This window comes from Haladaptatus sp. AB643, from assembly GCF_024136975.1.
Classification (GTDB): Archaea; Halobacteriota; Halobacteria; order Halobacteriales; family Haladaptataceae; genus Haladaptatus.
Genome location: NZ_JAMYJW010000013.1, coordinates 25,351 through 49,289 on the forward strand (window position 1 = coordinate 25,351; position 23,939 = coordinate 49,289).

Below are 23,939 nucleotides of genomic sequence, written 5' to 3' on the forward strand. Positions count from 1 at the left end.
ACACAAGGAGAATGGAGTTTCGACGGCACACGGAGCGTGATGGGCTGGATATCCACGACCCCATCGAAAACGTCAGGTTTGCGTTGTTTACGTCGAGTTCCGTCGATTTGACGCCTGCCGACACGTCGATGTTTTACTTTCCGGTCGATGCCGCCGTCGAAATCGAGACGACCGCTCTCGAAGTGCCGAAATCGGTTCCGGTCACGATTCGCCACGGTGATGGCACGATGGTGGCGGAGACCTCGGACGAATCGGACTGTTCCTTCGAACCCGGGGCGTATCTGGTCGAGCTGAGTTCGACACCGATGAAGCTGTATCTGCTACTCGATAGCTCGGTGCAAATCGAATACGAGGGAGATGGGGCCTTCTTTTCGTTCGACCCCGACACCACCGTTTACGTCGGAACGCGCTCGTTTCACGACCAGCCAGCGGGGACGATCACCGTCACCGACGATATCCGGGACGTGATGCGCGCCATCTCGCTGTTTGGATCGGCACTGAAGACGCTCTCGCCCGAGCGCTCGTATCCGACGTTACGGGGACATCCGCCGCTCATCGAGTACGGTGAGGGATTTTCCGCGCCCGACGCCCTCGAACCCGTCGATTCGGGTGTCGAACTCGTCGTCCCACCGGACCGCGAACACGTCTATCCGATAGCGCCGCTCGCGTACTATCTCGGTGCGACCGTGATCCCAGGGGACGACCCACGTCTCGTCGCCGGATCGTTCGAGCAGCCCCTCGTCGGTTCCGAGGGGTACGGCGAAACCGTCAACCGCGTCCTCCGACAAACGTTTCTGCTGGACTGTCTGACCCGGACGGAAGGCTACTACCGGATAGAACTCCACGAGCGAGAACGAGTCGAACCGCTGGTCGATTTCGACTTCGCCGAACTCTATACTACCCCGCTTCCGGAACGACTCGCGGCATACCTTTCGGTGCCGTTCGAGACGCTCGAACCGTTCGTCCCGAACTGGCAGTTGGGGGTCGATCTCGCCCCGACGGCGAGCGGTATCGAGTACGTACCGTACCTCGCCCGTGACCTCGCGCTCGTCAGAATTCCGGACGAACCAACCCCCAAAGCAGCCAATTCGATGTCCAACGCCCAGACGGAGTTCTTCCGATCACCGGTATCGGGTGCCTTGACTCGCGGGGCGAGCGGGTGGGAAGCGGTGGACGAGCACGACATATTTCAGGTGGACGCGATGCCGAACGTAGTCGAGCAGGCGTGGGCAGGCCCGGGATACCCACTGAAGGTCAACAAACTGGATGTAAGCGCGCTTCGAGGGCGTATCGATCGTCGCCCTTCTTCGGACACCATCACCATTCACGTCGTCTGTAACGACGAGGGGATGATGGACGAGAACGTCGTTCGTGAGATATACGGATTACAGGACATGCTCGACTTCGACGTGATCGCACACTACGATCTATCGCGTGGCGAGCTCGCAGATCTGCTGGCCCAGCCAGCTGATTTCATCCACTACATCGGCCACGTAGATGAGAACGGATTCCTCTGTTCCGATGGGTCGCTCGATGTGCGGTCGATTCCGGAGGTCGGCGTGTCCGCATTTCTGTTGAACGCCTGCCAATCCTACGAACAGGGGCACGAACTCGTCAAGAAGGGGAGTCAGGGTGGCGTCGTAACGCTCTCCCCGGTCGGCAACCCGATGGCGACGGAACTCGGGCAGACGTTGGCTCGTCTTCTGAACCGTGGATTCACGCTTCGAACCGCGTTATCGATCGCCCAACGCCATTCGGTACACGGCTACCAGTACACGGTCATGGGCGATGGAGGTGTGTCACTCGTCCAGAACGAGAAGGGGAATCCGCGGTATCTGAAGATAAAGCGAGTCGGCGAAGACCGGTTCGAGGTCGAGATAAGCGTGTGTTTGACCTATCTGTTCGGACTCGGCACTCACGTCAATTTCCACCACGACTGGTCACAAAAACGGTTTTTGGGGTCTGCGCCAGTGACGACGCTGACACTGACTGGTGAGTCGCTCCAAGCCGAACTTTCGAAACAAGTCGTTCCGGTCGAGGTGAACGGTGAACTCGTCTGGAGCGATGAAATACAGGTATCCGATTTGGAATAGTTACGGTCCGGGGTTCGATCCGCCACCTGCGAGCACGGCACCGAACTGCGTTACCAGCAGGATAAGGGCGAACAGTACTCCGATCAGTCGAGGATGCTCCGTTAGCTTTGCGCGTAGTGCATTGTTTTTCGACATCGCGAACGAACAATTCCACCATCACGAATTATAATTTTTTTAATAGTTCATGAAAAACATCAATTGAGGTTATGTTTGATTAATCATATTATTTCCAAAAATGCGTTCTCACTGCGTAAAACCGCCAATAGCGTCCGATATCGGATTTTTGAGTTCGTGAATAACGTCGTCGAGTTCGTCGGACAATCGCTGTAACAGTCGCGCGTGTGTCGTCGTGGCGAGCGTATACTCCGGGTGTGCACCGTCGGCATCGACCGTTTCGACCAGTTCGAGGTCGAGTAGTTCGTCGCGGTGGTTCGTCCACGTACTCGGTGCGGTTCCCGCGTGGTCCGCCAACTCCGTCGCGCTGAAACTCCCGTCCGGGTCGTCGGCGAGCACGGCGAGAAATTTCATCCGTGCGGGATAGACGAACACCTGCGCGAGCGGTGGTGACGTGAGATCGTTGTTCCGGGGACACATATGGTATGTTATCACATGTTTGTTTGAAGACAGTGTTGGAGTTCGTTTGAAGAAGGACGGACTGAACATAATGTCAGAAAAAGTGAAGATCTTAGACGGCAGCGGTAATAATCACGGACTGGATGCGTGAAATTCACACGAATCGCCGATGCAAACGTACGGCTTCCAGGACCGGTCACCGCCACTCAACCTGTCCGGGAGTTCGGCGAACTGCGACACATCGTCGGCCGTCGTGTCGGCACGCATCCTGTCGCTGCCAACCGATCAGGCCTCTGCACCCTTGATCGGTTCCACTTTATCGGTCTCGCTGACGATTTCGTACGTCGGTTCCTCCCCGCCGGACCCGGATCCTGATTATCCGGTAGCGAACGATATGGAGTCCATTTCTCGTCCATCGAATCAAATGTATTTTTAAAGGATGGAGACTGGAGTTTAGAACGATGGTCGAGGCGTTTGCGGTTGCGAGCGGCAAAGGAGGCACCGGCAAGACCACGAGTACGCTCTCGCTCGGGATGGCGCTGGCCGAGGAGTACGACGTAACGGTCGTGGATACCGACACCGGAATGGCGAACTTGCTGTTTCACACCGGCCTGACCGACGCGGAGACGACGCTTCACGATCTGCTCATCGGCGACCGTGAGGCGTCCGTCGAGGACGCCGTCTACGAACGATTCGGAATGAAGGTCGTACCCTGTGGGACGAGCCTTTCGGCGTTCGAGCGCGCCGACCCCGACCGGTTACAAGCGGTCGTGGCGGAGTTGGCGGCTGAAACGGACGTGCTCCTGCTCGACTCGCCCGCCACGCTCGGTAGCAAGAGCGCGATCCTTCCGATCGTCCTCGCCGATCGGATCGTCGTCGTTCTCCAACCGACGATTCCGTCCCTCAGCGACGGTCTGAAGGTCCAAGAGTACGCCCGTTCCTACGGAACCGGGACGGCTGGCGTGCTGTTCAACAAGGTGCACGAGGACGAGACCGTGGACCCGATTTCGGAGAAAAGCGAGCGTTACTTCGACGGACCGACGCTCGCCGCCGTCCCCGACGACGAGGCCGCACGTGCAGCACGGCGCGCGGGAAAACCGCTGCTCGCACACGCACCCGATAGCGCGGCCGCGAACGCCTACCACGACGCCGCAGGGGCGCTTGACGTTCGTGCTGGCGAATCGGAGCGGGTCGCGGAACGCTTCCGGAGTGCGGTCATTCCCGACTCACCATGACGTCTCCTCGTGGCGAACTCGTTCATTCCCGCGTCGTCAGCAACCCCGCAACAGCGCTCACCACCGCGCTCGAACAGCGTCTCACTGGCTGTGTCGTCTTCGAGCCGCAGGATTCGCTGCTCCTCGACGCGAACGGATACGGGGTGTTGACCTTCGAAGACGGGATTCCGATACAAGCTCACCATACCGGCACCGGGCGGGGAGGTCCCGAGGCGGTGGCCGACCTCGCCGTCCCAGGCCCGTACAGCGTCGAACTTTATCGGCAGTCACCGGACGAGCGTGACACGGACTTCCGCACGGACGAACGACGTATTCCGCCGGAAATGCCCGCCGAGCGGTTGGCTGGTGATCCGGCGTTGGCAGAGAAAACGCGAGAACGCGCACCGGAACGGGCGTCTGCGGGGCCGGAAACGACGTCAACCAGCGCCGTGGAGGCGTTTCTAGAGGACGAGGAGAAGATCGCAGCGATCCGTGAACAGGCACGACAGGAAGCCGAACGACGGGCATCTGAGTGGGGGTTGGACGACCAACTTTCGTGACGGTTTGTCCGACAATCACACCTATCGAAGGAGAAACGATACGCTTCGACGTTCGGACGACGTCGATGGTTCCCGAACGCTAACGACCGTTACTCCTGGTCGATGTCCGATTTCAGCGCGGCGAGGATGTCCGCGTTCGTTTCCGCGACGACTTCTCCGAGGAACTCCGGGTCGGATTGCGTCGGGTCACCGAGTCCACCCTGTTCCGTGATGTCGTCGAAGTACGTGTACTGACGGGCCTCGAAGTCGGCCTTTCTGACCTGTGGTTCCTTCTTCTCCGTTCTGACGAGGTCGGGATAGAACAACTCGATGGCGCTGGTTTCGTGGTCGCCCGCGTGTCCCCATTCCTCGCCGAAGCGCTCTTTCAGCCTGTCGCGGGCGAAGTCGGTCCAGTGGACGAACGAGGTTTTCACCCCGTGGTCGCGCTGGATCCTGTCCGCCGCGAGGGTGAGCGGCGCGCGGTTGCCACCGTGGCAGTTGAGCACGAGGAGGCGCTCGGCACCGTGATTCGCCATCGACTCGCCGATTTCCACGACGACTCGTTGGTAGGTGTCGCCCGACAGCGTGACCGTCCCGGGGTAGTTCATGTGGTGTTCGGAGTACCCATATGGAAGCGTCGGGAGTCGAACCATCGAAAGGTCGTGGTCGGGTGCCGCCTCGACGATTTCCCGCGAGAGCGACTCCGCCCGGAGTGTATCGACGGTGACGGGAAGATGGAGGGAATGCTGTTCGACGCTCCCGGTCGGGAGGACGACGAAATCCGCGTCGGGAATCGCCGTCTCCGCGTCCTCCCACGTCATCCCGCCGAGGTCGTATGGTTCGTAATCGAGTCGGACCGTCATCGGTCGGCCTCCGCCGCCGTCGTCCGCCCCTCGCCGTCGAACGGCCACGTGCCGGAGTTTCGCATTCCGGGTTCGAACCCCTGTTCGACCGTCGCCTCACGGATTTCTGCGACGGACTTGTGTGGTATCTCCCGGTCCGCTTCCGCGAGTTTGTACACCCCCGCGGTGAAGACGACGGCGAGGTCACGGAGGTCGCGCACGTCGAGTTTGTCCAGCGTATCCCCGTGCGTGTGACCCCACCCGCGGCCGCTTTCGCCCGCGATGGACCGACCTTGCATGCCAGCGACGCCCTTCTGTACGAACGGCCAGTGGTCGCTGTGCGGCCGGATTTTGTCGTGAATCTCGACCGGAACGTCGAACTCCTCGCTCACTTCCGCGAACGCTTCGCCCATCGGGTCGAAGCCGTGGGTGTACACGTCGGCGGTACGGGAGTAGCCCGCGCCGTCCATGTTGAAGATGCATTTCACGGCGTCCATATCGTGCGTTTCCGCCCAGTGGTACGCGCCGAACAGGCCGACCTCCTCGGATCCGAAGACGAGACAGCGAACGCGTGTTTCCAGGTCGTCCTCCATCTCGACCAGTAGACGACCGATTTCGGCGACGAGCACCGTTCCGACACCGTTGTCGTTCGCACCTTCGCCCACGTCGTGGGCATCGACGTGCGCGGTGACGAGCACTTCCTCGTCGGTATCCGGTCCGACGACGGCCTCGATGTTGCGGGAGGTCGCCGGTTCGTTTCGGCAGTTCACGGTCAGTCTGGCGGTCGTCTCGCCGCTCCCGCAGTATCGAACGAGTCGGTCGCCGACCTCCTTCGAGACGCCGACGGCCGGAATGTCGCCGGGACCGTCCTCCTTGCCGATGCTTCCGGTGGGGGGAAGGTTGCCATCCAGATGGTTTCGGAAGAGGAACCCGACCGCGCCGCCGCGTGCCGCCGCCCCGTATTTTTCGGCGCGGTGAATCCAGCGCCCGTAATCGTCCGGCGTCATGCTGGAAGCCATGACGAGTTTTCCCTCCACGTCCGCCTCCTCGAAATCCGTGGGCAGGCCGTAACCGACATCGACCAGTTCGGCGTCCACATCGCCGCTCGGCGTCCCGGGGAGGGCGACGGTCTCGTGCTGTGCGTCGAACTCGTGGGTCCGGTCGTGTTCGACGGTCAGCGAACTCGACTCGCGCCACCAACCGGGAATTCCGAACTCGTTGATGGCGACTTCGCGGAGACCGTGCGTTTCGAACGCGTCCTTTACCAACTCCGCTCCTTCGACCTCACCCTCCTGTCCGGCCATTCGGTTGTCGAGATCGACGAGATCACAGAGCAAGTCCCAGTGGTGTGTACTCGTGTACGCATCACCGACGAGATTCGTGTGTAGTGTTGTCATAATTCGTGGTAGGATTTACGATTGGCGGGCCGAACGATGTAAGTTTGGTTCGAAGAAATCCGCGCATATGTAGAACATATTTTAGGTGATTCCGACCAAGTGGACCGTCATGGACGAGACGACGGACGGGACGAACGCCCCGGCGGACGGGCTCGATGCCGCCGAGTGGCTGCTCTCTCGGTTCGAATCCGACGACGAAGTCGCCTTCGCGGAAGTCGGGTGCCTCGACAGGGACCACACGACCGGATCGACGACCCCGTCCGAGGTTCGGTTCGCGGACGACCTCTCGCACGTGGGCGTCTGGTGGCGCGTGTTCGCGGAAGGGAGCGCCGACTACCGATTTACTACCTCGTTTTCCGAATCCCATCTCGAAGACCTCGTTGAACGGTCGATTCGCTCGGCACGGGTGTTGGACCAGAACGATCCGGCACAGTACGACGTCGGGACGATGCATCGGGCGATCCATCCGGGATGGACGACCGGCGAGTCGCTCTCCGACCGAACGGCCGATGAAAAACTCGCTACCGTCCAGTCCGCCTTTGCGGGGTCACTGGACGGCTTGACGTTCGACCGGGCGGTGACTTCGTACCGCGACGAACGGCTTCGGACGACGCTACTGACGACGACAGGGACGACGGTCCGCACGTCCATCGAGCGAGCGTCGGTCGAAGCGGTCATCACTCCGGCCGGGGCGGAACCGGTACAGCGCCATTTCGGCGCGACCACCGGAGCCACGTTCCTCGATTCGCTTCCCGAGCGATTCGACACCATCGTGTCGACGGCCCGACGACGATCCGAGTGGCCGATGCTCGATCGGGATTTGGCCATCGGAGACCGCGTCGAACTGGTGTTCTCCCCGCGAGCGGCCGCGGAGTTGTTCCACGGGTTCACCCACTATTTGGAGGCGGATTCGGTGTACTTCGGGTCGAGTCCGTACGCCATCGGCGACCGATTCGGGCCGTCGATGCTCGACATCGAGGACTGTGTCCACGCCGGGTCGTGGGGGGCACTGGCGTACGATATCGAGGGGAGACCGGCGATGCCGGTACCGCTGGTGTCCGACGGTATCGTCCGAAACTACCTCCACGATACGGTGTCCGCGCTTGAGGAAGGGACCGTCCCGATGGGGTCGGTCGTCCCGAGCGTCGGGTACGAGCGACCGCCACGAATCCACGCTCGCCACGTGGATGTCGCTCGGGGGAACGATTCCGATGCCTCGTTGCTCGATGGCGCGGACCTGTACATCGAAGCGGTCGAGTCGCCGAGGATCGACAACGAGGCGACGCGGACGAAGCGGGCGAGTTCCATGCCGCCGAGCGTCCCCTACGCCAAGGATATCGCGGCGACGACACCGTCCGAGTTTGCAGACGAAGCGACGAGCCAGACCCTGTCGTTTCCGGTTCGGTTCGGCTACACGATCGACGATGGGGAACGTACGAGAGGAATAACGGACGGACTCGTGACCGTTTCCCCGTCGGACGTTCGCTCGATGTCGGCCATCGGGAACGTGCGTGAAACGGTGACCGGCGTCTGTTCGAAACACCGGTCGATGCTCCCCTATGCCGTTACTTCTCCGGCGGTTCGGGTTTCTGCACGGTTCTCGCACGAATAGCGACGATTGTGTGATGTCCCACAGTATTATTCGATATTGAGAGAATTTTTTCCGGCAATACTATACGATTTGTAATATATTGTTAGTTTTACTTATATAGTAGGGCTTCATGGGAATCTATGTCAAATGCCAATTGATAACATGGGTGTCAACCGACGAGACTTTCTCAAAATGACGACCGCGGCCGGTGCTGGTGGTATGGCTGCCCTCGCCGGTTGTAGTGGTTCGAAAAGCGACGGAAGTGGTGGCGGGTCCGATAATGCGGGGGACAAATTACCGACGTACTCGTACCTCAACAACCCCGCGAACTACAACCCGGCACGCCACGACGCCATCAACCTGGTCGGCGACCAACTCAAAAAGGTAGGGCTGAACACGAACGTGCAGGTGTTCGAATGGGGGACGCTGTACACGAAGATTACGGAGGAGTTCAACTACTCCTTTGCGACGTGGTCGCGTGGTCTCGGAATCGACCCCGGTCGCCGGATGCCGGAGCAGTTCCACTCGTCGAACACGGGGAAGGGCCAGGGCAACTTCACCGGCTACACCAACAAGGACCTCGACCCGAAGCTGATGAAACAGCTTCAGATCAAGGACGAACAGAAGCGTATCGACATGCTGTTCGACATCCAGGAGACCCTCAACGAGGACGTCCCGATGCATCCCATCGTCCAGATGCCGAACATCGTGGCGTACAACTCCGACCAAGTCAGCGGCTGGACCGACCACATCGCCGGGTACTTCCACTTCGAATCGATGACGAGCGTCGAGGTGAACAACAGCAAGAAGGAGCTTCGCGGGTCGTGGGCCGAGACCCTCGGCACCTTGAGCGTCCTCGGATACAACAACGAGACGAAACTCATCCACCAGTTCGAGATGCTGTACGACAAACTCGTGCGTATCAACTCGAAACTGGAAGCCGACCCGGAACTCAGTCTGGCGACCGAGTGGGAGCGTCCGGATACCAAGACGGTGAAGTACAAGATTCGGAAGGGGCACAAATGGCACGACGGGAAGAGCCTGACCCCGGACGACGTGAAGTTCACGCTCGACTACATCAAGAAACACGAAATCCCGCTCTACGCCACGCAGTGGGAGATGTACGACACGGTTTCGGTCGACGGGCAGTGGGTGACGGTGAAGTTCAAGGACCCAGTCGGCCCGGTCCACAAACTGTTCTCCAACCAGATACCCATCATTCCGAAGCACAAGTGGGAGAGTCGGAGCAAACCGGCCAAAGCGACCATCAAGGAACCGGTCGGAAGCGGGCCGCTCCAGTTCGACTACTGGGACAAGGGGAGCGAACTGAGCCTGAAGAAGTTCGACGCCCACTGGCACCCGGTCAAGTTCAACCGCCGTATCTGGCGAATCATCCCGGAGAGTTCGACCGTCTGGTCGCTGCTGAAGAAAGGGACGCTGAACTACCTGCCGTACACCCGTATCGGCAAACAGCTCAACGACAACCAGGACGAATCGAACATCGGCGTGAAATCCGCCCCCGGCGACGGATGGTGGCACTTCAGCCAGAACACGCGAAAGAAGGGACTCGACGACAAGGCCGTCCGACAGGCCGCCGTCAACGCGATTCCGAAGAAGGCCATCAACCAGCAGATACTCTACGGTTTCGCGACGGAAGGGTGGAACCTCGTCGGGGAATCCTTCGGCAAGTTCAGCAACCCGGACGTGAAGAAATACCAACCGGCGGACGGCGTGAAAGCAGGAAAGAAGACCCTCAAAGACGCTGGCTACGTCTTCGACGGAGACGGGATGGCTCACTTCCCGAAATCGAAGTCGGAGTAACCGACGACACAACAGCCACAACACTTCACATAAATGGGAAAATTAGACTTCTTCGTCAGACGCACGGTGCAGTTGGGGATAACGCTCTGGGCAGTCGCAACCGCACTGTTCCTCCTGTTTCGACTCATGCCGGGCGACCCGACATCGTACATCATCTCGCCCGGGATGACGCCGGAGGTGAGACGGCGACTCATCCAGAGTTACGGGTTGAACGACCCGATGTGGATGCAGTACGTTCGATACATCCAGAACCTCGCCACGCTCAACCTCGGTCGTTCGTTCAAGACGCACGAGCGCGTCGTGAACATGCTCGTCACGTATCTCCCGAACACGCTCATCCTGATGCTGACCGCCTTCGTCGTGGCGTACATCATCGGCATCTCGCTGGGAGTGCTCACCGGTTGGTATCGTGGAAGCCGTTTCGAGAAGACGACGGTCGTCACCGCGCTCATCGGACGGAGCGTTCCCAGTTTCTGGATGGGTATCCTCGTCCTCTGGATATTCGGCGCCAAGTTGGGCGTCATCCCCATGAGCGGAATGACGAGTTTCGGGTCCGGCCCCAAGCACTTCTGGACGATGGTGTTCTCGCTCGACTTCCTCAAGCACATGGTCGCACCGGTCCTCGTGCTCGCGTTCTACTACATGGGCTACCCGCTGCTCATCATGCGTAACAGCATGCTGGAGACGCTCTCGGAGGACTTCATCGACCTGTGCCGTGCGAAAGGATTGACGGAGCGCAAGATCATGTTCAACCACGCCGCCCGGAACGCCCTGCTTCCCGTCCTGACCGCGGCGGCCATCGCCATCGGCTACGCGGTCGGCGGCAGCGTCCTCATCGAGACGGTGTTCGGTTGGCCGGGCATCGGACGCGAGATGATCCGGGCCGTGCTCCGACGTGACTACCCGGTCGCACAGGGGACGTTCCTCGTCCTCGCGCTCTCGGTCATCGTGATGAACTTCGTCGCCGACCTGCTATACGGCGTTCTCGACCCACGGGTGACCTATGACTGAAGCGATGAACCAAGAGCGGGAGTCGTCGATATTCGCGGATATCGACGAGGAGAGCGAGGAGCAGTTCAGCGCGTGGCAGCGCAATCTCCGCCTCTGGAAGCGGACGATATCCGAGCAGTTCGACATGCTCACCGACGACCCGTTGGTCGTCGTCGCGATGTGTATCCTGGCGTTCTTCGCGCTCGTCGCCGTCTTCGCGCCGTTCATCGCGCCGTACGGCCCGAAGGACCGACTGATGACGAACGCCCTCTTCGCCAAGTGGATCAAACCGTCGTTCCTCGGCGGTCAGGGCGGCTACATCCTCGGCACGACCGCACAGGGCTACGACATCTTCAGCCAACTGGTGTACGGGGCACGTCCCGCCATCATGGTCGGTCTGGTGGCCGCCGTGATGACGGTCGGTCTCGGAACGCTCGTCGGACTGGTCAGCGGTTACTACGGCGGCCGCGTCGACGACCTCCTCATGCGCCTCGTGGACTTCGTCTACGGGCTACCGCTCCTCCCGACGGTCATCGTCCTCGTGACGGTGCTCGGGCCGGGACTGGAGAACATCGTCCTCGCGTTCGTGCTCCTGCAGTGGCGCACGTCAGCCCGCGTCATCCGCGCGCTCGTCCTCTCGCTCCGCGAACGCTCGTTCGTCAAGGCGGCGAAGGTCTCCGGCGCGAGCAACTGGCGCATCATCTCGCGACACATCGCGCCGAACGTCCTCCCGATGGCGTTCCTGTACGGTGCCTTCGCCATCGCATGGGCCATCCTCACCGAGGCCGGAGTGTCGTTTTTGGGACTCGGCGATCCGAACAGCGTCTCGTGGGGCATGATGCTCCAGAGCGCCCGCGTCTACAGCGCCATGACCGAAGGGACGTGGTGGTGGTTCGTGCCGCCAGGAGTCTGTATCGCCCTCGTGGTCATCAGCGGCTTCCTCATCGGCCGCGGCTACGAAGAAATCGTCAATCCGGAACTACAGGTGGAAGGATGAACGTATTCGAACGATTCACGCACGCACGGTTCACGCTCGAACGGTTCATGCACGCACGATTCACGCACATGGGATTCATGTACTCGGACGAAACGGAGGCCCGCTGAATGGCACTGCTCGAAGTCGAAGACCTCGAAGTCTACTACGACAGCGAGGACGGTCCCGTCAAAGCCGTCGACGGCGTCAGTTTCGAGATCGAAGCCGGTGAGACCGTCGGCATCGTCGGCGAATCCGGCTGTGGCAAATCGACGCTCGCGAAGGCGCTCATCGGAATCCTTCCGAAGAACGGCTACATCAACGGCGGGAAAATCCTGTTCAAGGGTGAAGACCTGACCGATATGCCCGAAAAGCGACGTCGGGAACTCCGCTGGGACGAGATTTCGCTCATCGCCCAGTCGGCGATGAACGCGCTCGACCCCGTCTACACCATCCGCGAGCAGATTCTGGAAGCCATCGACGCCCACTACCCGAAGATGGGTCGGACCGAGGCCCAGGAGATAATCGACGAATCGTTCGACATCGTCGGATTGGACCGCGAACGCCAGACCGACTACCCGCATCAGTTTTCGGGCGGGATGCGCCAGCGGGCGATGATCGCCATGTCGCTCGTGCTCCAACCGTCGCTCATCCTCGCGGACGAACCGACGACGGCGCTCGACGTGATAATGCAGGATCAGATCCTCAAGCGAATCAACGGGATTCAGCGCGAGAGCGACACCGCGATGATGGTCATCACGCACGACGTGGCCGTCGTCGCCGAGACCTGCGACCGCGTCGTCGTCATGTACGCGGGCGAACTCGCGGAGGAAGGCCCGGCCGAGTTCATCTTCGGCGAACCGTACCACCCGTACACGCTCGGACTGAAGAGCGCGTTTCCGGACATTCGGCTGTCGGAACAGGACCTCGTGAGCATCGGCGGCCATCCACCGGATTTGAGCAACCCACCGAGCGGTTGTCGGTTCGCGGAGCGCTGTCCGCTGGCGACCGAAATCTGCACCCAGCAGGATCCGCCGATGGTCGAACACGGCGAACTACGATCGTTCTGTCACCACACCGACCGCATCGACTCGGAACTGCGTTCCGTCGCCAGCAGCGCACGGACGTGGCAGAACGACGCGTCGATGGAGGTGGGCGATGACTGACACCGAGCAGGAGACGCTCGTTCGCGTCGAAGGGCTCGAAAAGGAGTTCCCGGTCGGGAGCGGTCTCGTGACGGACCTGTTGAACTCCATCCGCGGCGAAGAGGGCGATGCGGTGCACGCCATCGACGGCATCGATTTCGACCTCCGCGAGGGCGAGACGTTCGGTATCGCGGGCGAATCCGGCTGTGGGAAGACTACGACCGGGATGTGCCTGACGAAGCTGTACGAACCGACGGGCGGGAGCATCTACTACGACGGCGAGGACATCGCGGACAAGAGCGGGTCGGACCTCACGAACTTCCGGCAGAACGCCCAGATGATCTTTCAGGACCCGTTCGAGAGCCTGAATCCGCGCATGACGGTGTATGACACGGTGGTCGAACCGCTCCGGATTCACGATATCCCGAACCAGCGCGCTCGGGTCCGTCGGGCACTCGAATTCGCGGAACTGGAACCCGCCGAATCGTTCTTCGACCGCTACCCGCACGAACTGTCCGGCGGGCAACGACAACGTCTCGCCATCGCTCGGGCGCTGGTCATCGACCCGGAGTTCATCGTCGCGGACGAACCGGTGTCGATGCTCGACGTGAGCCTGCGAGCGGGCGTGCTCTCCCTGCTGGAGCGCATGACCGACGAATTCGGTCTCTCCGTGGTGTACATCAGCCACGACCTCTCGCTCCTGCGCCACATGTGCGACCGACTCGCCATCATGTACATGGGGAAAATCGTGGAGCAGGGACCCACCGAGGAGATAATCACGAACCCCAAACATCCCTACACGCGGGCGCTCATCGACGCCGTTCCGGTCCCCGACCCTACGGCAGGCAGGGAGCGCGTCGAACTGCAGGGCGAGGTCGGCGACGCCATCAACGTCCCGTCCGGTTGCCGGTTCAAGAATCGTTGTGAGAAGTACATCGGCGGCGTTTGCGATGCGGTACAACCGCCGCTCGAACGGAAATCCGACGTCGAGGACGAACGTGAAGTCGCGTGCCACCTCTACGAGAGCGCGGAAGGCTTCGACCCGTACGCGGGGATAGAGGACGAACGCGAGGACGCCGCCGAACCGGTGGAGTCGTCCGCCGACTGATTCGGGGTCGGATCCTTTTACACATCGAACCGGCCGAAGCGTACAGTACGGCGGCCGTCGTGTGCTGAACGGTCGGGGAACCGACGTGATTCAGCATGTCCGAGGATGGGGAACGGGAGAAATCGGAATCGAACGACGGACGACACGAGCGCCAGTTTCATTTCGGCGGGTTGACGGTCGAACTCTCCGGGGTGTCAGCCGACATCGAGGAGGCGAGGGTCGGGCTGGAACCGATAGAACTGGATTCCTCGACTGCCGAATCAGGGGATGGGAGTTCGGAGCGGGACGAGCGGCGGAACCGGCGCTCGACCGGTCGGTCGAACGCGGGATACGGCGCGCGACTGGGGGCGTTTCTCGGCCGCGAAATCGGGTTGTTCCTCGGGCGAATCCTCGACCGCGGCGTGCGTGTCCTGTGGAATCGGTTCCGAGCGCGTCGAGGGAAGAACGGCACGGAAGGGAGATCAGCCGAAACGGAGGGGTCGACGGACGACTCGGCGGAGTTCGACGGCGAACTGCTCGCTCGGCTTGCACGCGTGACGAACCGCGACGGGATGGAATAACTACTGGCGGCGCTTTCGCCGGTTTTCCTCCGCCTCGGCTTCGAACCGCTCGGCGCGAATCTGGTCGGTTCGTTTCCGTCGCCACTCCCAGATTCCGGCCACGATGACGACGATTCCTACTGCTGCACCCTGTACGGGCGACCCTTGAATCCAGAGGAACACGAAGACGACGACCGCGAAGAGTATCGAGATACCGAGGGTTATCTTCGCCCACCCGCGCTGTGGCCCTCGGAAACGGCGCATACTCCCCCCGTCGGATGGGAGGGACGTGAACGTTACGGGAACCGAGCGGCGGGCGGCGAATGGAGTTACCGCGGGCGGCGAATCTCGTCCCGACTCGGGAACTCCCGCTCCAGCGCGGACAACAGCACGTCCGCGGTTTCGTCCGCGTCCTGCATGGAGATTGTCTCGACTGGGGAGTGAGTGTAGCGGCAGGGAACCGCGATTGCCCCGGCGTGGCGGCCGCCGCGGACCTGTTGGAGTTCGGTCGCGTCGGTCGTGCCGGTCAGCATCACGTCGTGTTGCACGTCCACGTCGACCGCGTCCGCCGCCTCGCAGAGCCACGTTCTCGTCTGGCGGTCCACGATGACGCCGCCGAAGAAGTACTCGGAAGACCCGTCCCCGAACTCGACGACCGGACCGCCGTCCAGCGTCGCCTCCGCGCCGTCCGTTCGCCCGGCGGGGTAGTCGTCAACCGGGAAGATTTCGAGCGCGATGCCGACGTCCGGGTCGAGGTCGTAGCCCGCCGTTCTCGCGCCGCGGAGACCGACTTCCTCCTGTACCGTGGCGACGTAGTGAACCGTCGCGTCCACGTCCGCCTCGCGGGCGAGTGCGAGCAGGATGGCGAGCGCTATCCTGTCGTCCAGTGCCCGCCCGGCGACGCGGTCGTTTGCGAGGCGGGAAACGTCGCCGTCCCACGTCGCGTAATCGCCGGGTTCGACGTTCAGGTCGGCGACTTCTTCGGGGGAGATGGCACCGACGTCGATTCGGAGGTCGTTCGGGAGGGAGTCTTTCTCCTCGTCGCTCATGTAGTGGCGACAGCGCGGGCCGATGACGCCGAGGACTCCATCCGGGCCGACGCGGACGCGTTGGCCCGACAGGTTGCCCTTGTAGTGACCGCCCAGCATGTGGAAGGTGAGAAAGCCATCGTCGTCCACCGTGTCGATCAGGAAGCCGAGTTCGTCGGTGTGGGCCGCGAGCATTATCTCGAAATCGCTTCCCTCGCTCGTGGCGACGACGTTCCCCATCGCGTCGAACGAAACGGTGTCAACGTGCGGTTCTATCAGTTCGGCAAAACGGTCGGCGACGGCGTATTCGTTCCCCGGTGCACCGGGGGCATCGACCAGCGCTTCGAGGTCCTCGAACGAAACGTGCATGCTGGTATCGGGTGTGTACGGAGGATAACCGTTCGGGTCGAAGCAATCCGAACCGTCGGTCGTCCCGTTTCGGTTCCGGCAAACCACTCGCATTTCTCGACATGTTCTGTTTATGATTCTCTGTTCATTTCCCAAATCTAAGAGGATGAAGAGTAATTTTCCGTATATAATTCCATAATTATGAATCTCTACCATCTATTTTTGAACAAAACCCAAACAACGATAACCCCGCACTACGACCCACGATTGGGTAGTATGACCTCAACACGACGCACGTTTCTGACAGCGGCAGGTTGCGCGGGACTCCTCGGACTCGGTGTTGCCGGGACGAGCGGAAAGAGCGAAGCGGACGTTTCGCGTGACTCGTTCACCATTCGGAGCGGGACCGACCAAGCGACGAAAGTGTACGTAACGACCGCCAACCAGTCCGGACCGACGGTGATGGTCACTGGTGGAATGCACGGCAACGAGGAAGGTGGCTACACGGCCGCCGGAAAAATCGCCGATTGGGACATCAGTCGCGGTAGGCTCGTGACGATTCCGAGGGCGAACGCCGCGGCCGACAGGCAGGATTCGCGTGTCGCGGACGGCGGCGTCGATCTGAACCGCCAGTTCCCGACAGGGAGCGAACCGGAGACGAAACTCGCTCGCGCCATCTGGGACGTCGTCGAGAAGTACGAGCCCGATACCGTCATCGACCTCCACGAATCGCAGGAAATCTACGACGGCGATATGGTCGGCGGCGTCGGCCAAGTGATTTTCCGCTCGCGGGACAAGAAAACGGAGAACGATGCCACCGCGGCGGCCGATTACGTGAACGAGAACTACGTCTCGCGTGACGGCTACGACTTCACCGTCGACGTGTTCTCCTCGTCCTCCAACGAACCGACGGGTCTGTTCACGCACAAGGCAGCACGCGACACCGATGCTATCGCATATCTCGTCGAAGCGACTTCGGAGGACACGCCCCTCGACAAACGCGTTCAATGGCACACCAAAGTCGTCCAGCAGCTCGTCGAGGACGACATACTCACCGGCGGTAGCGGCGGCGATGGCGGCGACGGTAACGATGGCGGCGACGGTAACGATGGCGGCGACGGTGGAGACGGGAACAACGGCGACGAACAGAACAAACCACCGGTCGCACGGATCGAAACCACGCCGTCGGACACCACCGGACTCGGCCGGGGTGCCACGGTCACGCTCGACGCGTCCGCCTCCACGGACGACGACGGCGACATCAGCGAGTACATGTGGGACATCGACGGCGACGGGACGTTCGAGAAGAGCGGCGAATCGATCCAGATGACCCTCTCGAACTGTGGCCGCTACCAAGTCACCCTCCAGGTCACCGACGACAAGGGTTCGACGGACACCGACACCGTGGTCCTCTCGACGGTCTAATCGGACCGCGAGAACGACAGTATTGCCGATATTTTCAAATTTTTCATCACTAACGACGTTGATTGGTATATATTTGGCCAATAGTGAGATATACCCCGGGTTGTAACCGGCGAGACGCAATGAAACGACGCACGTTCATCGCCGGTGTCGGAACCACGAGCACGCTCTTCCTCGCGGGGTGTAACTCCAATGGGGACGACTCCGGACCCTCCACCGAAACGTCGTCGGGCGAAACGACGACCGGAACAGGGGGGACCACGAGTGGTACAGGGTCGACGAGTACGACGAGCGACGCGGACGAAACGACGAGCGAAACCACCACGGACTCCGAGACGACGACCGACGACGAGACGACGACCGATTCCTCGGGAACCACGACGTCGGAATCGAAGACCGTCTCGTTCGGCGAACACACGACCGTCGCCGACGACCTCAGCGTCGCCGTGACGGAAGCCGATACGTCCGACTCCTACTCGCATAACGGAACGACCGACGAGGCGGACGACGGTTCGACCTACCTCCTTGTCACCTTCGAGACGAAAAACACCGGTGGGTCGTCTCAATCGCTCCCCGACGACGCATCGCTCTCGCTTCACGCCAACGGGAACGAGTACAGCATGACCGACTCGGCGAAGAGCGCGTGGAAGGAGTACGTCTCGTCCGACGTGAACGGCAACGGATCGTCGTCGAAGACCGTCGCCTTCGACGTACCGAAGGACGCCCTCGCTTCCCTCGGCGTGACGGTCACGCTGTCGTACACTGATTCCGGGTCGAAGAAACTGATCCGGTGGAGCATGGAGTAACCCCGAACGCTCCGTTTCTCGTCGCTGTCGGTGGGTCCTCCGAAAAGTGAGAAGATCGAAAGGGGTCGTATCGCTATTCGTCCGAGCTAAAGCCGAGTTCGTGAAGAGTTTCCTTGGAGACACCCGCATCGAGAATCCGCCGATAGAAAGCCCGTCGCTCGGTATCGGAGAGATCAAGAGATGTCCCGGTGCCGGAAGCGTCATCCGTGGAACGGCCACTCTGGGCCGTCTCGTAGGCGTCACGGATGAGTTCGGCTTCTAGTTTCGGGACCGATTGGGGAATCTCCGGTGAGTTTCTGATTCCTGACATCGTTTCCCGCCACTCACAGGAGGGTGTTAAAGTTATTTTAGACCAACAGATCTGTTTTTTCCCAGTCCAACGTTCCTCTTTGGTGGTACGTTCGACTGGGTAAGCGTAGGGTTGTCAGGGGGTTCTACTTTCGGTATCGAGAAAAACAACGAAACGACAACGAGGCTGAAAATACGCCGTCGGCCGCCGTTCAATCCACGAGCAGCGGTATCTCGGTGGCTTCCGTCCGAACCTCGTCCATGTCGGGGACGGTGGTTCCGGGGACCGTCACGACGCGGGACGCGACGGTGATTCCGACGCGGAGCGCGATACGGTCGGATTGGCCGCGAGCGAGCGTCGAGAGGACGCCAGCGAGCAGACCGTCCCCGGCACCGACCGAATCGACCACGTCCACGTCGAGTGGCTTCGCGTGGAAGACGCCCTCGTCGGAGGTGAGAAGCGCACCGTCGTCCCCGAGCGAGGTGATGACGCGGTCGAATCCCTTCTCCCGAAGCGCGTGGGAGGCTTCGGCGCACTCCTCGATACTGTGGACCGGCATACCGGTCGCGCTCGCCAGTTCGCTCCGGTTAGGTTTGCAGAGCGCGTAGTCGCCCGCAACGCCGGTCAGGAGGTCGCCCTGCACGTCCACGACGGTCTCCCACGGCCCTGCCCCTGCGATACGGTCGATGGTCGCCGGACCGAGGTTCGGCGGGAGGCTCCCGGCGATGACGACGATTTCGGGTTCGTACTCGCGCACCTTGGCGATAAGTTCGCGGACGGTTTCGTCCTTGACTCCCTGGCCGGACTGATTGAGTTTGTACTCGCCGTCCTCGCCCAGAATCGTGGTGTTAAGCCGGGTGCACACGTCCATCTCCACGAAGTCGTTCGGCACCTTTCCACGGGTGAGTTGCTCCTCGATGTAGCGACCGAGGAAGCCGCCGACGAAGCCCGTTGCGAGCGTGTCGACCTCCAACCTGGAGAGGTATTTCGAGACGTTGATGCCCTTGCCGCCGGGGTCGTACTGGGTCATGCTCGACCGCATGACGCCACCCGGTTCGACGTCCGAATCGACGGAAACGGTGTAATCGACGGCCGGATTGAGCGTGACGGTCAGGATCATTCCCCCACCTCCTCGATGATTTCGACGCCCATCGTCTCGAACGGTTCGCGGTACTCCGCCGGAACGGGGGCGTCGGTGACGAGCGTATCCACGTCCTCGAACGAGGCGAAGCGGAAGAAGCTTCGGCGGCCGAACTTGCTGTTGTCCGCGACGAGCACGACGCGACTCGCCTTCTCACACATTCGGGATTTAATGCGCGCTTCGTCCTCGTTCGGCGTCGTCAACCCGGCATCCGGGTGAATCCCGTTCGTTCCCAGAAACAGCACGTCGAAGTTGGTCCGGTCGAGAAAGCTCTCGCCGGTCGGTCCGACGAGCGACCACGTGGAGCGCCGAAGCGTCCCGCCGGTGACCTTCACCTCGATACCCGCCTCGGCGAGTTGCATCGACACGAGTGGCGAGTTGGTCGCGGCGGTGATGGTCACGTCGTCGGGGACGTGTTTGGCGACTTCGATGGTCGTCGTTCCCGAATCGAAGAAGACGACCTGCCCGTCTTGGAGGGTTTCGGCGGCGCGTTCTCCGATGATCCGTTTCGCGTCCCGCCCTTGGACCTGCTTCTGTCCGTAGGTTCGCTCCTCGCCGACGGTTTTGACGGGGAGCGCGCCGCCGTGTGACCGCTCGATGCGCCCGTCGTCCTCCAGGTCGCGGAGGTCTCGTCGGATGGTCGCCTCCGAAACGTCGAGCCGACCCGCGAGGTCGGCGACGGTACTGCCGTTCTCTTCGGTGACTATCTCGGCTATCTCTCGTTTCCGTTCGTCAGGCAACATATGTTCGTATCATACCGACTCGACCGTGAGCCGGGAGCGTCTCGTTCGTCTCTCCTGTAGGCAATTCTACCCAATAACGTCTCTGGTGTGGGAGGGCGAGGTCGGTTCGAATGCGGGGAGTGGGGCGGTTCGGCATCATCTCAGCCGGTGAAGACGAGAAACAGCAACGCGATACCCGCCCCCACGGTCGCGACGATGGTCCCGCCGTACGAGCCGACGAGATAGTTGTACGCCGCGATGAGGGCCAACAGACAGCAAGCGGACACCAGCAGGATGTCCCGCTCGGGCACCCACGACGTGATCGTTTGTGCCATCGGTCAGTGCGTCGCCTCCACCCGCTTCGATTCCTTGGACGGGGAGTACGTCAGTGATTCACCGCTGCTGGCGTCGAAGTAGTGGAGCGACCGTCGGTCGAATTCGACGTTGACGCGGTCGTTGAGTTCGACCGGAACGCTCGGTTCCACGGACGCCTTGATGGTGATGTCGTCGCCGAGGTCGAGTTCGAGGACGGTCTTCTCACCCTGCGGTTCGACGACTTCCACGAGTGCGGGAAGGCCGTCCGGTCGGAGCGTGACGTTCTCCGGGCGGACACCGACGACGATTTCCTCGCCGAACTTGTCGTCGAGCGCGTCTCGATAGGATTCGGGCACCTCGTGTTGGAACGGTCCGACGTCCACGACGGGCGTTCCGTCGCGGTTGGTCAGCGTCCCCTCCACGAAGTTCATCGACGGGCTTCCGAGGAAGTCGGCGACGAACTGGTTCCGTGGATGCGTGTAGACGTACGTCGGGTCGCCCACCTGTTGAATCTCGCCGTCGTTCATCACGGCGATCTGGTCGGCGAGCGTCATCGCCTCGATCTGGTCGTGGGTGACGTACACCGTCGTCGTGGACAACTGCTCGTGCAGCTTGTTGAGTTCGGCGCGCATCTGCACCCGCAGTTTGGCGTCCAGGTTCGACAGCGGTTCGTCCATCAGGAACACGTCGGGTTCCCGGACGATGGCGCGGCCGAGCGCGACGCGCTGTTGTTGCCCGCCGGAGAGCTCCGCCGGACGTCGGTCGAGCAGGTCGTCGATCTGGAGGAGGTCCGCGGCGTCGGACACGCGTTCTTCGATGATGTCGTCGTCCACGCCGTGCTGTTCCAGCCCGAATCGCATGTTCTCGCCGACCGTCTTGTGCGGGTAGAGCGCGTAGTTCTGGAACACCATCGCGATGTCCCGCTCGTAGGCGCGGTGGTCGTTGACCATCGTGTCGCCGATGTGAATCTCGCCGTCGGTCGCGCGTTCGAGTCCGGCGATGAGCCGAAGGGTCGTTGTCTTCCCACACCCGGACGGACCGACGAATACCGTGAAGGACTCGTCGGGGATGTCGAGCGAGATTCCGTCGACCGCGACCACTTCGCCGAACCGTTTTTCGAGCGTGTCGAGCGTTACTTCAGCCATCGATACCACCGTCGTTTGGATTGAATCGCATTTGTAGATCTGTTTTCGTCATTCTTTCACTGCTCCTTGCGTGAGACCGCTGACGATGTAGCGCTGGAAGAACAGGCCGAACAGGATGCCCGGCAGAGCCGCAATCATGCCACCGGCAGCGAGGTGTGCCCAGTCGATGAAGTCGTCGGCGACGAACAGGGAGACGCCGATTGGCAGCGTCTGTGCGACGTTCGAGGACGTGAGAACGAGCGCGAAGACGAACTCGTTCCACGAGAAGATGAAGGCCAGAATGGCCGTCGCCGCGATGCCCGGTTTTGCCACCGGGAGGATGATTTTGAAGAAGCCCTCCCACGTCGAACAGCCGTCGACTTGAGCCTGCTCGTCCAACGAGTTCGGGACGCCGTCGAAGTAGTTCTTCATGATCCACACCGCAAAGGGCAGGTTGAAGAACGTGTACGTCAGGATGAGCGCGATCTTCGTGTCGTACAGGCTTCCCGTGACCGCGCCGATGAGCGGCGGGTGCGACATGATCTCGAAGAACGGAACGATGAGCGCGATGGGCGGGATCATCCGCGCGGCGATGATGGACAGCAACAGCGCCTTGTTGCCGAGGAAGTCGTATCGGGAGAACGTGTATCCCGATAGCGTTCCCAGCGTGACACAGATTATCGTCGTTGTTCCGGCGACGATGAGGCTGTTCAGCGTGTACGTGCCGAACGGGCGGTTCTGGAAGATTTCGACGTAGTTCGAAATCGTCGGGTGGTGCGGGTAGAACGTGATGGGGAACGACAGCGTCTCGGACGGTGCCTTCAAACTCGTGATGAGGATGTAGTAGATCGGGAACCACACTACCACGACGTAGAGACCGAGCAGTCCGTAGGCGACCAGTCGCTCGCGGATCACGCTTGGCCACTCGTCTTCCGCGTTCAAGTTCAATCCGCGCCGCAGTCGGCTCATCGTGTCTGTTTTCGTACTCATGTTTCGTAGGGGGTCCCTCCGAAGACCTGATAGAGAACCGCAACGATGGCGAACGTCGTAGCGAGCATGACGACGCCGAGGGCGGCACCTTCGCCGGTGTCACCGAACACCATCGCGGTGCGGTAGAGCCACGAAGCCCACACTTCGGTGGACTTCCCGGGACCGCCGTGGGTCATCACCCAGACGAGGTCGAGCGCCCGGATGTCGAAGATGATCCGGATGGTGAGCGCGACCAGGATCGACGGTTTGAGGAACGGGTAGGTGACGTTCCGGAACCGCGACCATCGACTCGCGCCGTCCACCTCGGCCGCATCGTACAACTGCTCGGGAACGTTCTGGAGTCCCGCGAGGAGGATGATGATGATGAAGGGCGTGAACACCCACACGTCGGCGATGATGAGTGCGATCATCGCGAGGGTTCCGTCCGAGAGGAACGGGATCTGTTTCGATATGACGCCGCCGCCGACGAGGACGCCGTTAATCGCACCGTACTGCGTCTGGAACATCCAACGCCACATCAGACCGCTCATCACGTACGGCAGGATCCACGGCACGATGACTGCCGTCCGGATCCAGCCACGTCCCTTCAGATCCTTGTTGAGCAGCATCGCGATGCCGAGTCCCAACAGGAACGAGATGGTGACGCTGAAGCCGACGTAGATGACGGTGTGTTTCGTGAACCGGACGATGTCGGGGTTGACCGTCCCGAACCAGTGGCCGTGCTCGAACAGAAGCGAGGCGAAGTTGTCCAGTCCGACGAACTGTTTTTGCTGTGTGATCGGGTTCGTATAGAACAGACTCGACCACAGGAGTTGGAGCGTCGGATAGAGGATGATGCCGGCTATCCAGATGACCGTCGGTCCCACCGTGAGCGGGATGAACAGCCTATCGAGCCGTCGCCGAAGCGAGCGTGTATTCTCTGCCATATA

Annotated in this window: 25 protein-coding genes; 12 read left to right on the forward strand and 13 right to left on the reverse strand. The window is 61.2% G+C overall.

Translation table 11 applies throughout. The features are described 5' to 3' along the window. The first annotated feature begins 11 nt into the window (after positions 1 to 11). On the forward strand, positions 12 to 2,093 hold the full coding sequence (locus NKF25_RS20445) for a hypothetical protein (protein WP_253228486.1): 2,082 nt from the start codon (positions 12 to 14) through the stop codon (positions 2,091 to 2,093). Here the strand turns inward: NKF25_RS20445 and NKF25_RS24285 are convergent, their stop codons facing one another. Both NKF25_RS24285 and NKF25_RS20450 read right to left on the reverse strand, forming a co-directional pair. Beyond that, positions 2,094 to 2,228, reverse strand: coding sequence for a hypothetical protein (locus tag NKF25_RS24285; protein WP_256487061.1), 135 nt, complete (start codon positions 2,226 to 2,228; stop codon positions 2,094 to 2,096). Between the two features lie 108 nt (positions 2,229 to 2,336). Beyond that, a complete protein-coding gene (locus NKF25_RS20450) occupies positions 2,337 to 2,687 on the reverse strand; it encodes a helix-turn-helix transcriptional regulator (RefSeq protein ID WP_253228487.1) in 351 nt (116 codons plus the stop codon). A gap of 440 nt (positions 2,688 to 3,127) precedes the next feature. On the opposite strand from NKF25_RS20450, the gene NKF25_RS20455 reads away from it, so the two are divergent. Together NKF25_RS20455 and NKF25_RS20460 are read left to right on the forward strand one after the other, a co-directional pair. Continuing rightward, a complete protein-coding gene (locus tag NKF25_RS20455; protein WP_253228488.1) occupies positions 3,128 to 3,901 on the forward strand; it encodes an AAA family ATPase in 774 nt (257 codons plus the stop codon). Next, positions 3,898 to 4,440, forward strand: a complete 543-nt coding sequence (locus NKF25_RS20460) for a hypothetical protein (protein ID WP_253228489.1) — start codon at positions 3,898 to 3,900, stop codon at positions 4,438 to 4,440. Before NKF25_RS20455 ends, NKF25_RS20460 begins: the two co-directional genes overlap by 4 nt. An 89-nt stretch (positions 4,441 to 4,529) precedes the next feature. On the opposite strand, the gene NKF25_RS20465 is transcribed toward NKF25_RS20460, so the two are convergent. Continuing rightward, entirely contained in the window at positions 4,530 to 5,282 is a 753-nt protein-coding gene (locus NKF25_RS20465; RefSeq protein WP_253228490.1) for a creatininase family protein, read from the reverse strand. Beyond that, positions 5,279 to 6,658, reverse strand: a complete 1,380-nt coding sequence (locus tag NKF25_RS20470; protein ID WP_253228491.1) for a M28 family metallopeptidase — start codon at positions 6,656 to 6,658, stop codon at positions 5,279 to 5,281. The genes NKF25_RS20465 and NKF25_RS20470 overlap by 4 nt, the downstream gene beginning before the upstream one ends. A 109-nt stretch (positions 6,659 to 6,767) precedes the next feature. Between NKF25_RS20470 and NKF25_RS20475 the strand changes: the two genes are divergently transcribed. The 7 genes from NKF25_RS20475 to NKF25_RS20505 all read left to right on the forward strand — a co-directional run bounded on the left by NKF25_RS20475 (position 6,768) and on the right by NKF25_RS20505 (position 14,846). Then, entirely contained in the window at positions 6,768 to 8,270 is a 1,503-nt protein-coding gene (locus tag NKF25_RS20475; protein WP_253228492.1) for a metallopeptidase TldD-related protein, read from the forward strand. A 141-nt stretch (positions 8,271 to 8,411) separates the two neighbouring features. Further along, a complete protein-coding gene (locus tag NKF25_RS20480) occupies positions 8,412 to 10,070 on the forward strand; it encodes an ABC transporter substrate-binding protein (RefSeq protein ID WP_256487110.1) in 1,659 nt (552 codons plus the stop codon). Between the two features lie 33 nt (positions 10,071 to 10,103). Next, positions 10,104 to 11,081 (forward strand): ABC transporter permease, encoded by a 978-nt coding sequence (locus NKF25_RS20485; protein ID WP_253228494.1) that lies wholly within the window; start codon positions 10,104 to 10,106, stop codon positions 11,079 to 11,081. Then, on the forward strand, positions 11,074 to 12,057 hold the full coding sequence (locus NKF25_RS20490; RefSeq protein ID WP_253228495.1) for an ABC transporter permease: 984 nt from the start codon (positions 11,074 to 11,076) through the stop codon (positions 12,055 to 12,057). The genes NKF25_RS20485 and NKF25_RS20490 overlap by 8 nt, the downstream gene beginning before the upstream one ends. A gap of 107 nt (positions 12,058 to 12,164) precedes the next feature. After that, a complete protein-coding gene (locus tag NKF25_RS20495; protein WP_253228496.1) occupies positions 12,165 to 13,199 on the forward strand; it encodes an ABC transporter ATP-binding protein in 1,035 nt (344 codons plus the stop codon). Next, positions 13,192 to 14,286 carry an ABC transporter ATP-binding protein gene (locus tag NKF25_RS20500; protein ID WP_066148066.1) on the forward strand — a complete coding sequence of 365 codons (1,095 nt, stop codon included), beginning with the start codon at positions 13,192 to 13,194 and terminating at the stop codon, positions 14,284 to 14,286. The genes NKF25_RS20495 and NKF25_RS20500 overlap by 8 nt, the downstream gene beginning before the upstream one ends. A 95-nt stretch (positions 14,287 to 14,381) precedes the next feature. Continuing rightward, on the forward strand, positions 14,382 to 14,846 hold the full coding sequence (locus NKF25_RS20505) for a hypothetical protein (protein WP_253228497.1): 465 nt from the start codon (positions 14,382 to 14,384) through the stop codon (positions 14,844 to 14,846). Here NKF25_RS20505 and NKF25_RS20510 read toward each other — a convergent pair whose 3' ends face one another. Further along, positions 14,847 to 15,089 carry a hypothetical protein gene (locus NKF25_RS20510; protein WP_253228498.1) on the reverse strand — a complete coding sequence of 81 codons (243 nt, stop codon included), beginning with the start codon at positions 15,087 to 15,089 and terminating at the stop codon, positions 14,847 to 14,849. A 65-nt stretch (positions 15,090 to 15,154) separates the two neighbouring features. Further along, positions 15,155 to 16,222 (reverse strand): M20/M25/M40 family metallo-hydrolase, encoded by a 1,068-nt coding sequence (locus NKF25_RS20515; protein WP_253228499.1) that lies wholly within the window; start codon positions 16,220 to 16,222, stop codon positions 15,155 to 15,157. Positions 16,223 to 16,477: 255 nt separating this feature from the next. Between NKF25_RS20515 and NKF25_RS20520 the strand changes: the two genes are divergently transcribed. Next, positions 16,478 to 17,626, forward strand: coding sequence for a PKD domain-containing protein (locus NKF25_RS20520; RefSeq protein WP_253228500.1), 1,149 nt, complete (start codon positions 16,478 to 16,480; stop codon positions 17,624 to 17,626). Positions 17,627 to 17,745: 119 nt separating this feature from the next. Then, positions 17,746 to 18,429: a DUF4352 domain-containing protein gene (locus NKF25_RS20525; RefSeq protein ID WP_253228501.1), complete on the forward strand. Its 684-nt coding sequence runs from the start codon at positions 17,746 to 17,748 to the stop codon at positions 18,427 to 18,429. 73 nt (positions 18,430 to 18,502) lie between these two features. On the opposite strand, the gene NKF25_RS20530 is transcribed toward NKF25_RS20525, so the two are convergent. The 7 genes from NKF25_RS20530 to NKF25_RS20560 form a co-directional block, all read right to left on the reverse strand. Further along, entirely contained in the window at positions 18,503 to 18,739 is a 237-nt protein-coding gene (locus NKF25_RS20530) for a hypothetical protein (RefSeq protein WP_253228502.1), read from the reverse strand. A 190-nt stretch (positions 18,740 to 18,929) separates the two neighbouring features. Next, positions 18,930 to 19,838 (reverse strand): 1-phosphofructokinase, encoded by a 909-nt coding sequence (gene pfkB / locus NKF25_RS20535; protein WP_253228503.1) that lies wholly within the window; start codon positions 19,836 to 19,838, stop codon positions 18,930 to 18,932. Further along, positions 19,835 to 20,602: an HTH-type transcriptional regulator GlpR gene (gene glpR / locus NKF25_RS20540; protein WP_253228504.1), complete on the reverse strand. Its 768-nt coding sequence runs from the start codon at positions 20,600 to 20,602 to the stop codon at positions 19,835 to 19,837. Before glpR ends, pfkB begins: the two co-directional genes overlap by 4 nt. A 140-nt stretch (positions 20,603 to 20,742) precedes the next feature. Next, a complete protein-coding gene (locus NKF25_RS20545) occupies positions 20,743 to 20,916 on the reverse strand; it encodes a hypothetical protein (RefSeq protein WP_253228505.1) in 174 nt (57 codons plus the stop codon). A 3-nt stretch (positions 20,917 to 20,919) separates the two neighbouring features. After that, complete coding sequence (locus tag NKF25_RS20550; protein WP_253228506.1) at positions 20,920 to 22,041, reverse strand: ABC transporter ATP-binding protein; 1,122 nt, start codon at positions 22,039 to 22,041, stop codon at positions 20,920 to 20,922. 48 nt (positions 22,042 to 22,089) lie between these two features. Beyond that, positions 22,090 to 23,010 carry a carbohydrate ABC transporter permease gene (locus tag NKF25_RS20555; protein ID WP_253228507.1) on the reverse strand — a complete coding sequence of 307 codons (921 nt, stop codon included), beginning with the start codon at positions 23,008 to 23,010 and terminating at the stop codon, positions 22,090 to 22,092. Next, entirely contained in the window at positions 23,007 to 23,936 is a 930-nt protein-coding gene (locus NKF25_RS20560) for a sugar ABC transporter permease (protein ID WP_253228508.1), read from the reverse strand. Before NKF25_RS20560 ends, NKF25_RS20555 begins: the two co-directional genes overlap by 4 nt. Positions 23,937 to 23,939: the final 3 nt, after the last annotated feature.

Excerpts from the sequence above, each read along its gene's own strand:
- NKF25_RS20445 (WP_253228486.1), top strand. The coding sequence starts at position 12 with ATGGAGTTTCGACGGCACACGGAGCGTGATGGGCTGGATATCCACGAC.
- NKF25_RS24285 (WP_256487061.1), bottom strand. The coding sequence starts at position 2,228 with ATGTCGAAAAACAATGCACTACGCGCAAAGCTAACGGAGCATCCTCGA.
- NKF25_RS20450 (WP_253228487.1), bottom strand. The coding sequence starts at position 2,687 with ATGTGTCCCCGGAACAACGATCTCACGTCACCACCGCTCGCGCAGGTG.
- NKF25_RS20455 (WP_253228488.1), top strand. The coding sequence starts at position 3,128 with ATGGTCGAGGCGTTTGCGGTTGCGAGCGGCAAAGGAGGCACCGGCAAG.
- NKF25_RS20460 (WP_253228489.1), top strand. The coding sequence starts at position 3,898 with ATGACGTCTCCTCGTGGCGAACTCGTTCATTCCCGCGTCGTCAGCAAC.
- NKF25_RS20465 (WP_253228490.1), bottom strand. The coding sequence starts at position 5,282 with ATGACGGTCCGACTCGATTACGAACCATACGACCTCGGCGGGATGACG.
- NKF25_RS20470 (WP_253228491.1), bottom strand. The coding sequence starts at position 6,658 with ATGACAACACTACACACGAATCTCGTCGGTGATGCGTACACGAGTACA.
- NKF25_RS20475 (WP_253228492.1), top strand. The coding sequence starts at position 6,768 with ATGGACGAGACGACGGACGGGACGAACGCCCCGGCGGACGGGCTCGAT.
- NKF25_RS20480 (WP_256487110.1), top strand. The coding sequence starts at position 8,412 with ATGGGTGTCAACCGACGAGACTTTCTCAAAATGACGACCGCGGCCGGT.
- NKF25_RS20485 (WP_253228494.1), top strand. The coding sequence starts at position 10,104 with ATGGGAAAATTAGACTTCTTCGTCAGACGCACGGTGCAGTTGGGGATA.
- NKF25_RS20490 (WP_253228495.1), top strand. The coding sequence starts at position 11,074 with ATGACTGAAGCGATGAACCAAGAGCGGGAGTCGTCGATATTCGCGGAT.
- NKF25_RS20495 (WP_253228496.1), top strand. The coding sequence starts at position 12,165 with ATGGCACTGCTCGAAGTCGAAGACCTCGAAGTCTACTACGACAGCGAG.
- NKF25_RS20500 (WP_066148066.1), top strand. The coding sequence starts at position 13,192 with ATGACTGACACCGAGCAGGAGACGCTCGTTCGCGTCGAAGGGCTCGAA.
- NKF25_RS20505 (WP_253228497.1), top strand. The coding sequence starts at position 14,382 with ATGTCCGAGGATGGGGAACGGGAGAAATCGGAATCGAACGACGGACGA.
- NKF25_RS20510 (WP_253228498.1), bottom strand. The coding sequence starts at position 15,089 with ATGCGCCGTTTCCGAGGGCCACAGCGCGGGTGGGCGAAGATAACCCTC.
- NKF25_RS20515 (WP_253228499.1), bottom strand. The coding sequence starts at position 16,222 with ATGCACGTTTCGTTCGAGGACCTCGAAGCGCTGGTCGATGCCCCCGGT.
- NKF25_RS20520 (WP_253228500.1), top strand. The coding sequence starts at position 16,478 with ATGACCTCAACACGACGCACGTTTCTGACAGCGGCAGGTTGCGCGGGA.
- NKF25_RS20525 (WP_253228501.1), top strand. The coding sequence starts at position 17,746 with ATGAAACGACGCACGTTCATCGCCGGTGTCGGAACCACGAGCACGCTC.
- NKF25_RS20530 (WP_253228502.1), bottom strand. The coding sequence starts at position 18,739 with ATGTCAGGAATCAGAAACTCACCGGAGATTCCCCAATCGGTCCCGAAA.
- pfkB (WP_253228503.1), bottom strand. The coding sequence starts at position 19,838 with ATGATCCTGACCGTCACGCTCAATCCGGCCGTCGATTACACCGTTTCC.
- glpR (WP_253228504.1), bottom strand. The coding sequence starts at position 20,602 with ATGTTGCCTGACGAACGGAAACGAGAGATAGCCGAGATAGTCACCGAA.
- NKF25_RS20545 (WP_253228505.1), bottom strand. The coding sequence starts at position 20,916 with ATGGCACAAACGATCACGTCGTGGGTGCCCGAGCGGGACATCCTGCTG.
- NKF25_RS20550 (WP_253228506.1), bottom strand. The coding sequence starts at position 22,041 with ATGGCTGAAGTAACGCTCGACACGCTCGAAAAACGGTTCGGCGAAGTG.
- NKF25_RS20555 (WP_253228507.1), bottom strand. The coding sequence starts at position 23,010 with ATGAGTACGAAAACAGACACGATGAGCCGACTGCGGCGCGGATTGAAC.
- NKF25_RS20560 (WP_253228508.1), bottom strand. The coding sequence starts at position 23,936 with ATGGCAGAGAATACACGCTCGCTTCGGCGACGGCTCGATAGGCTGTTC.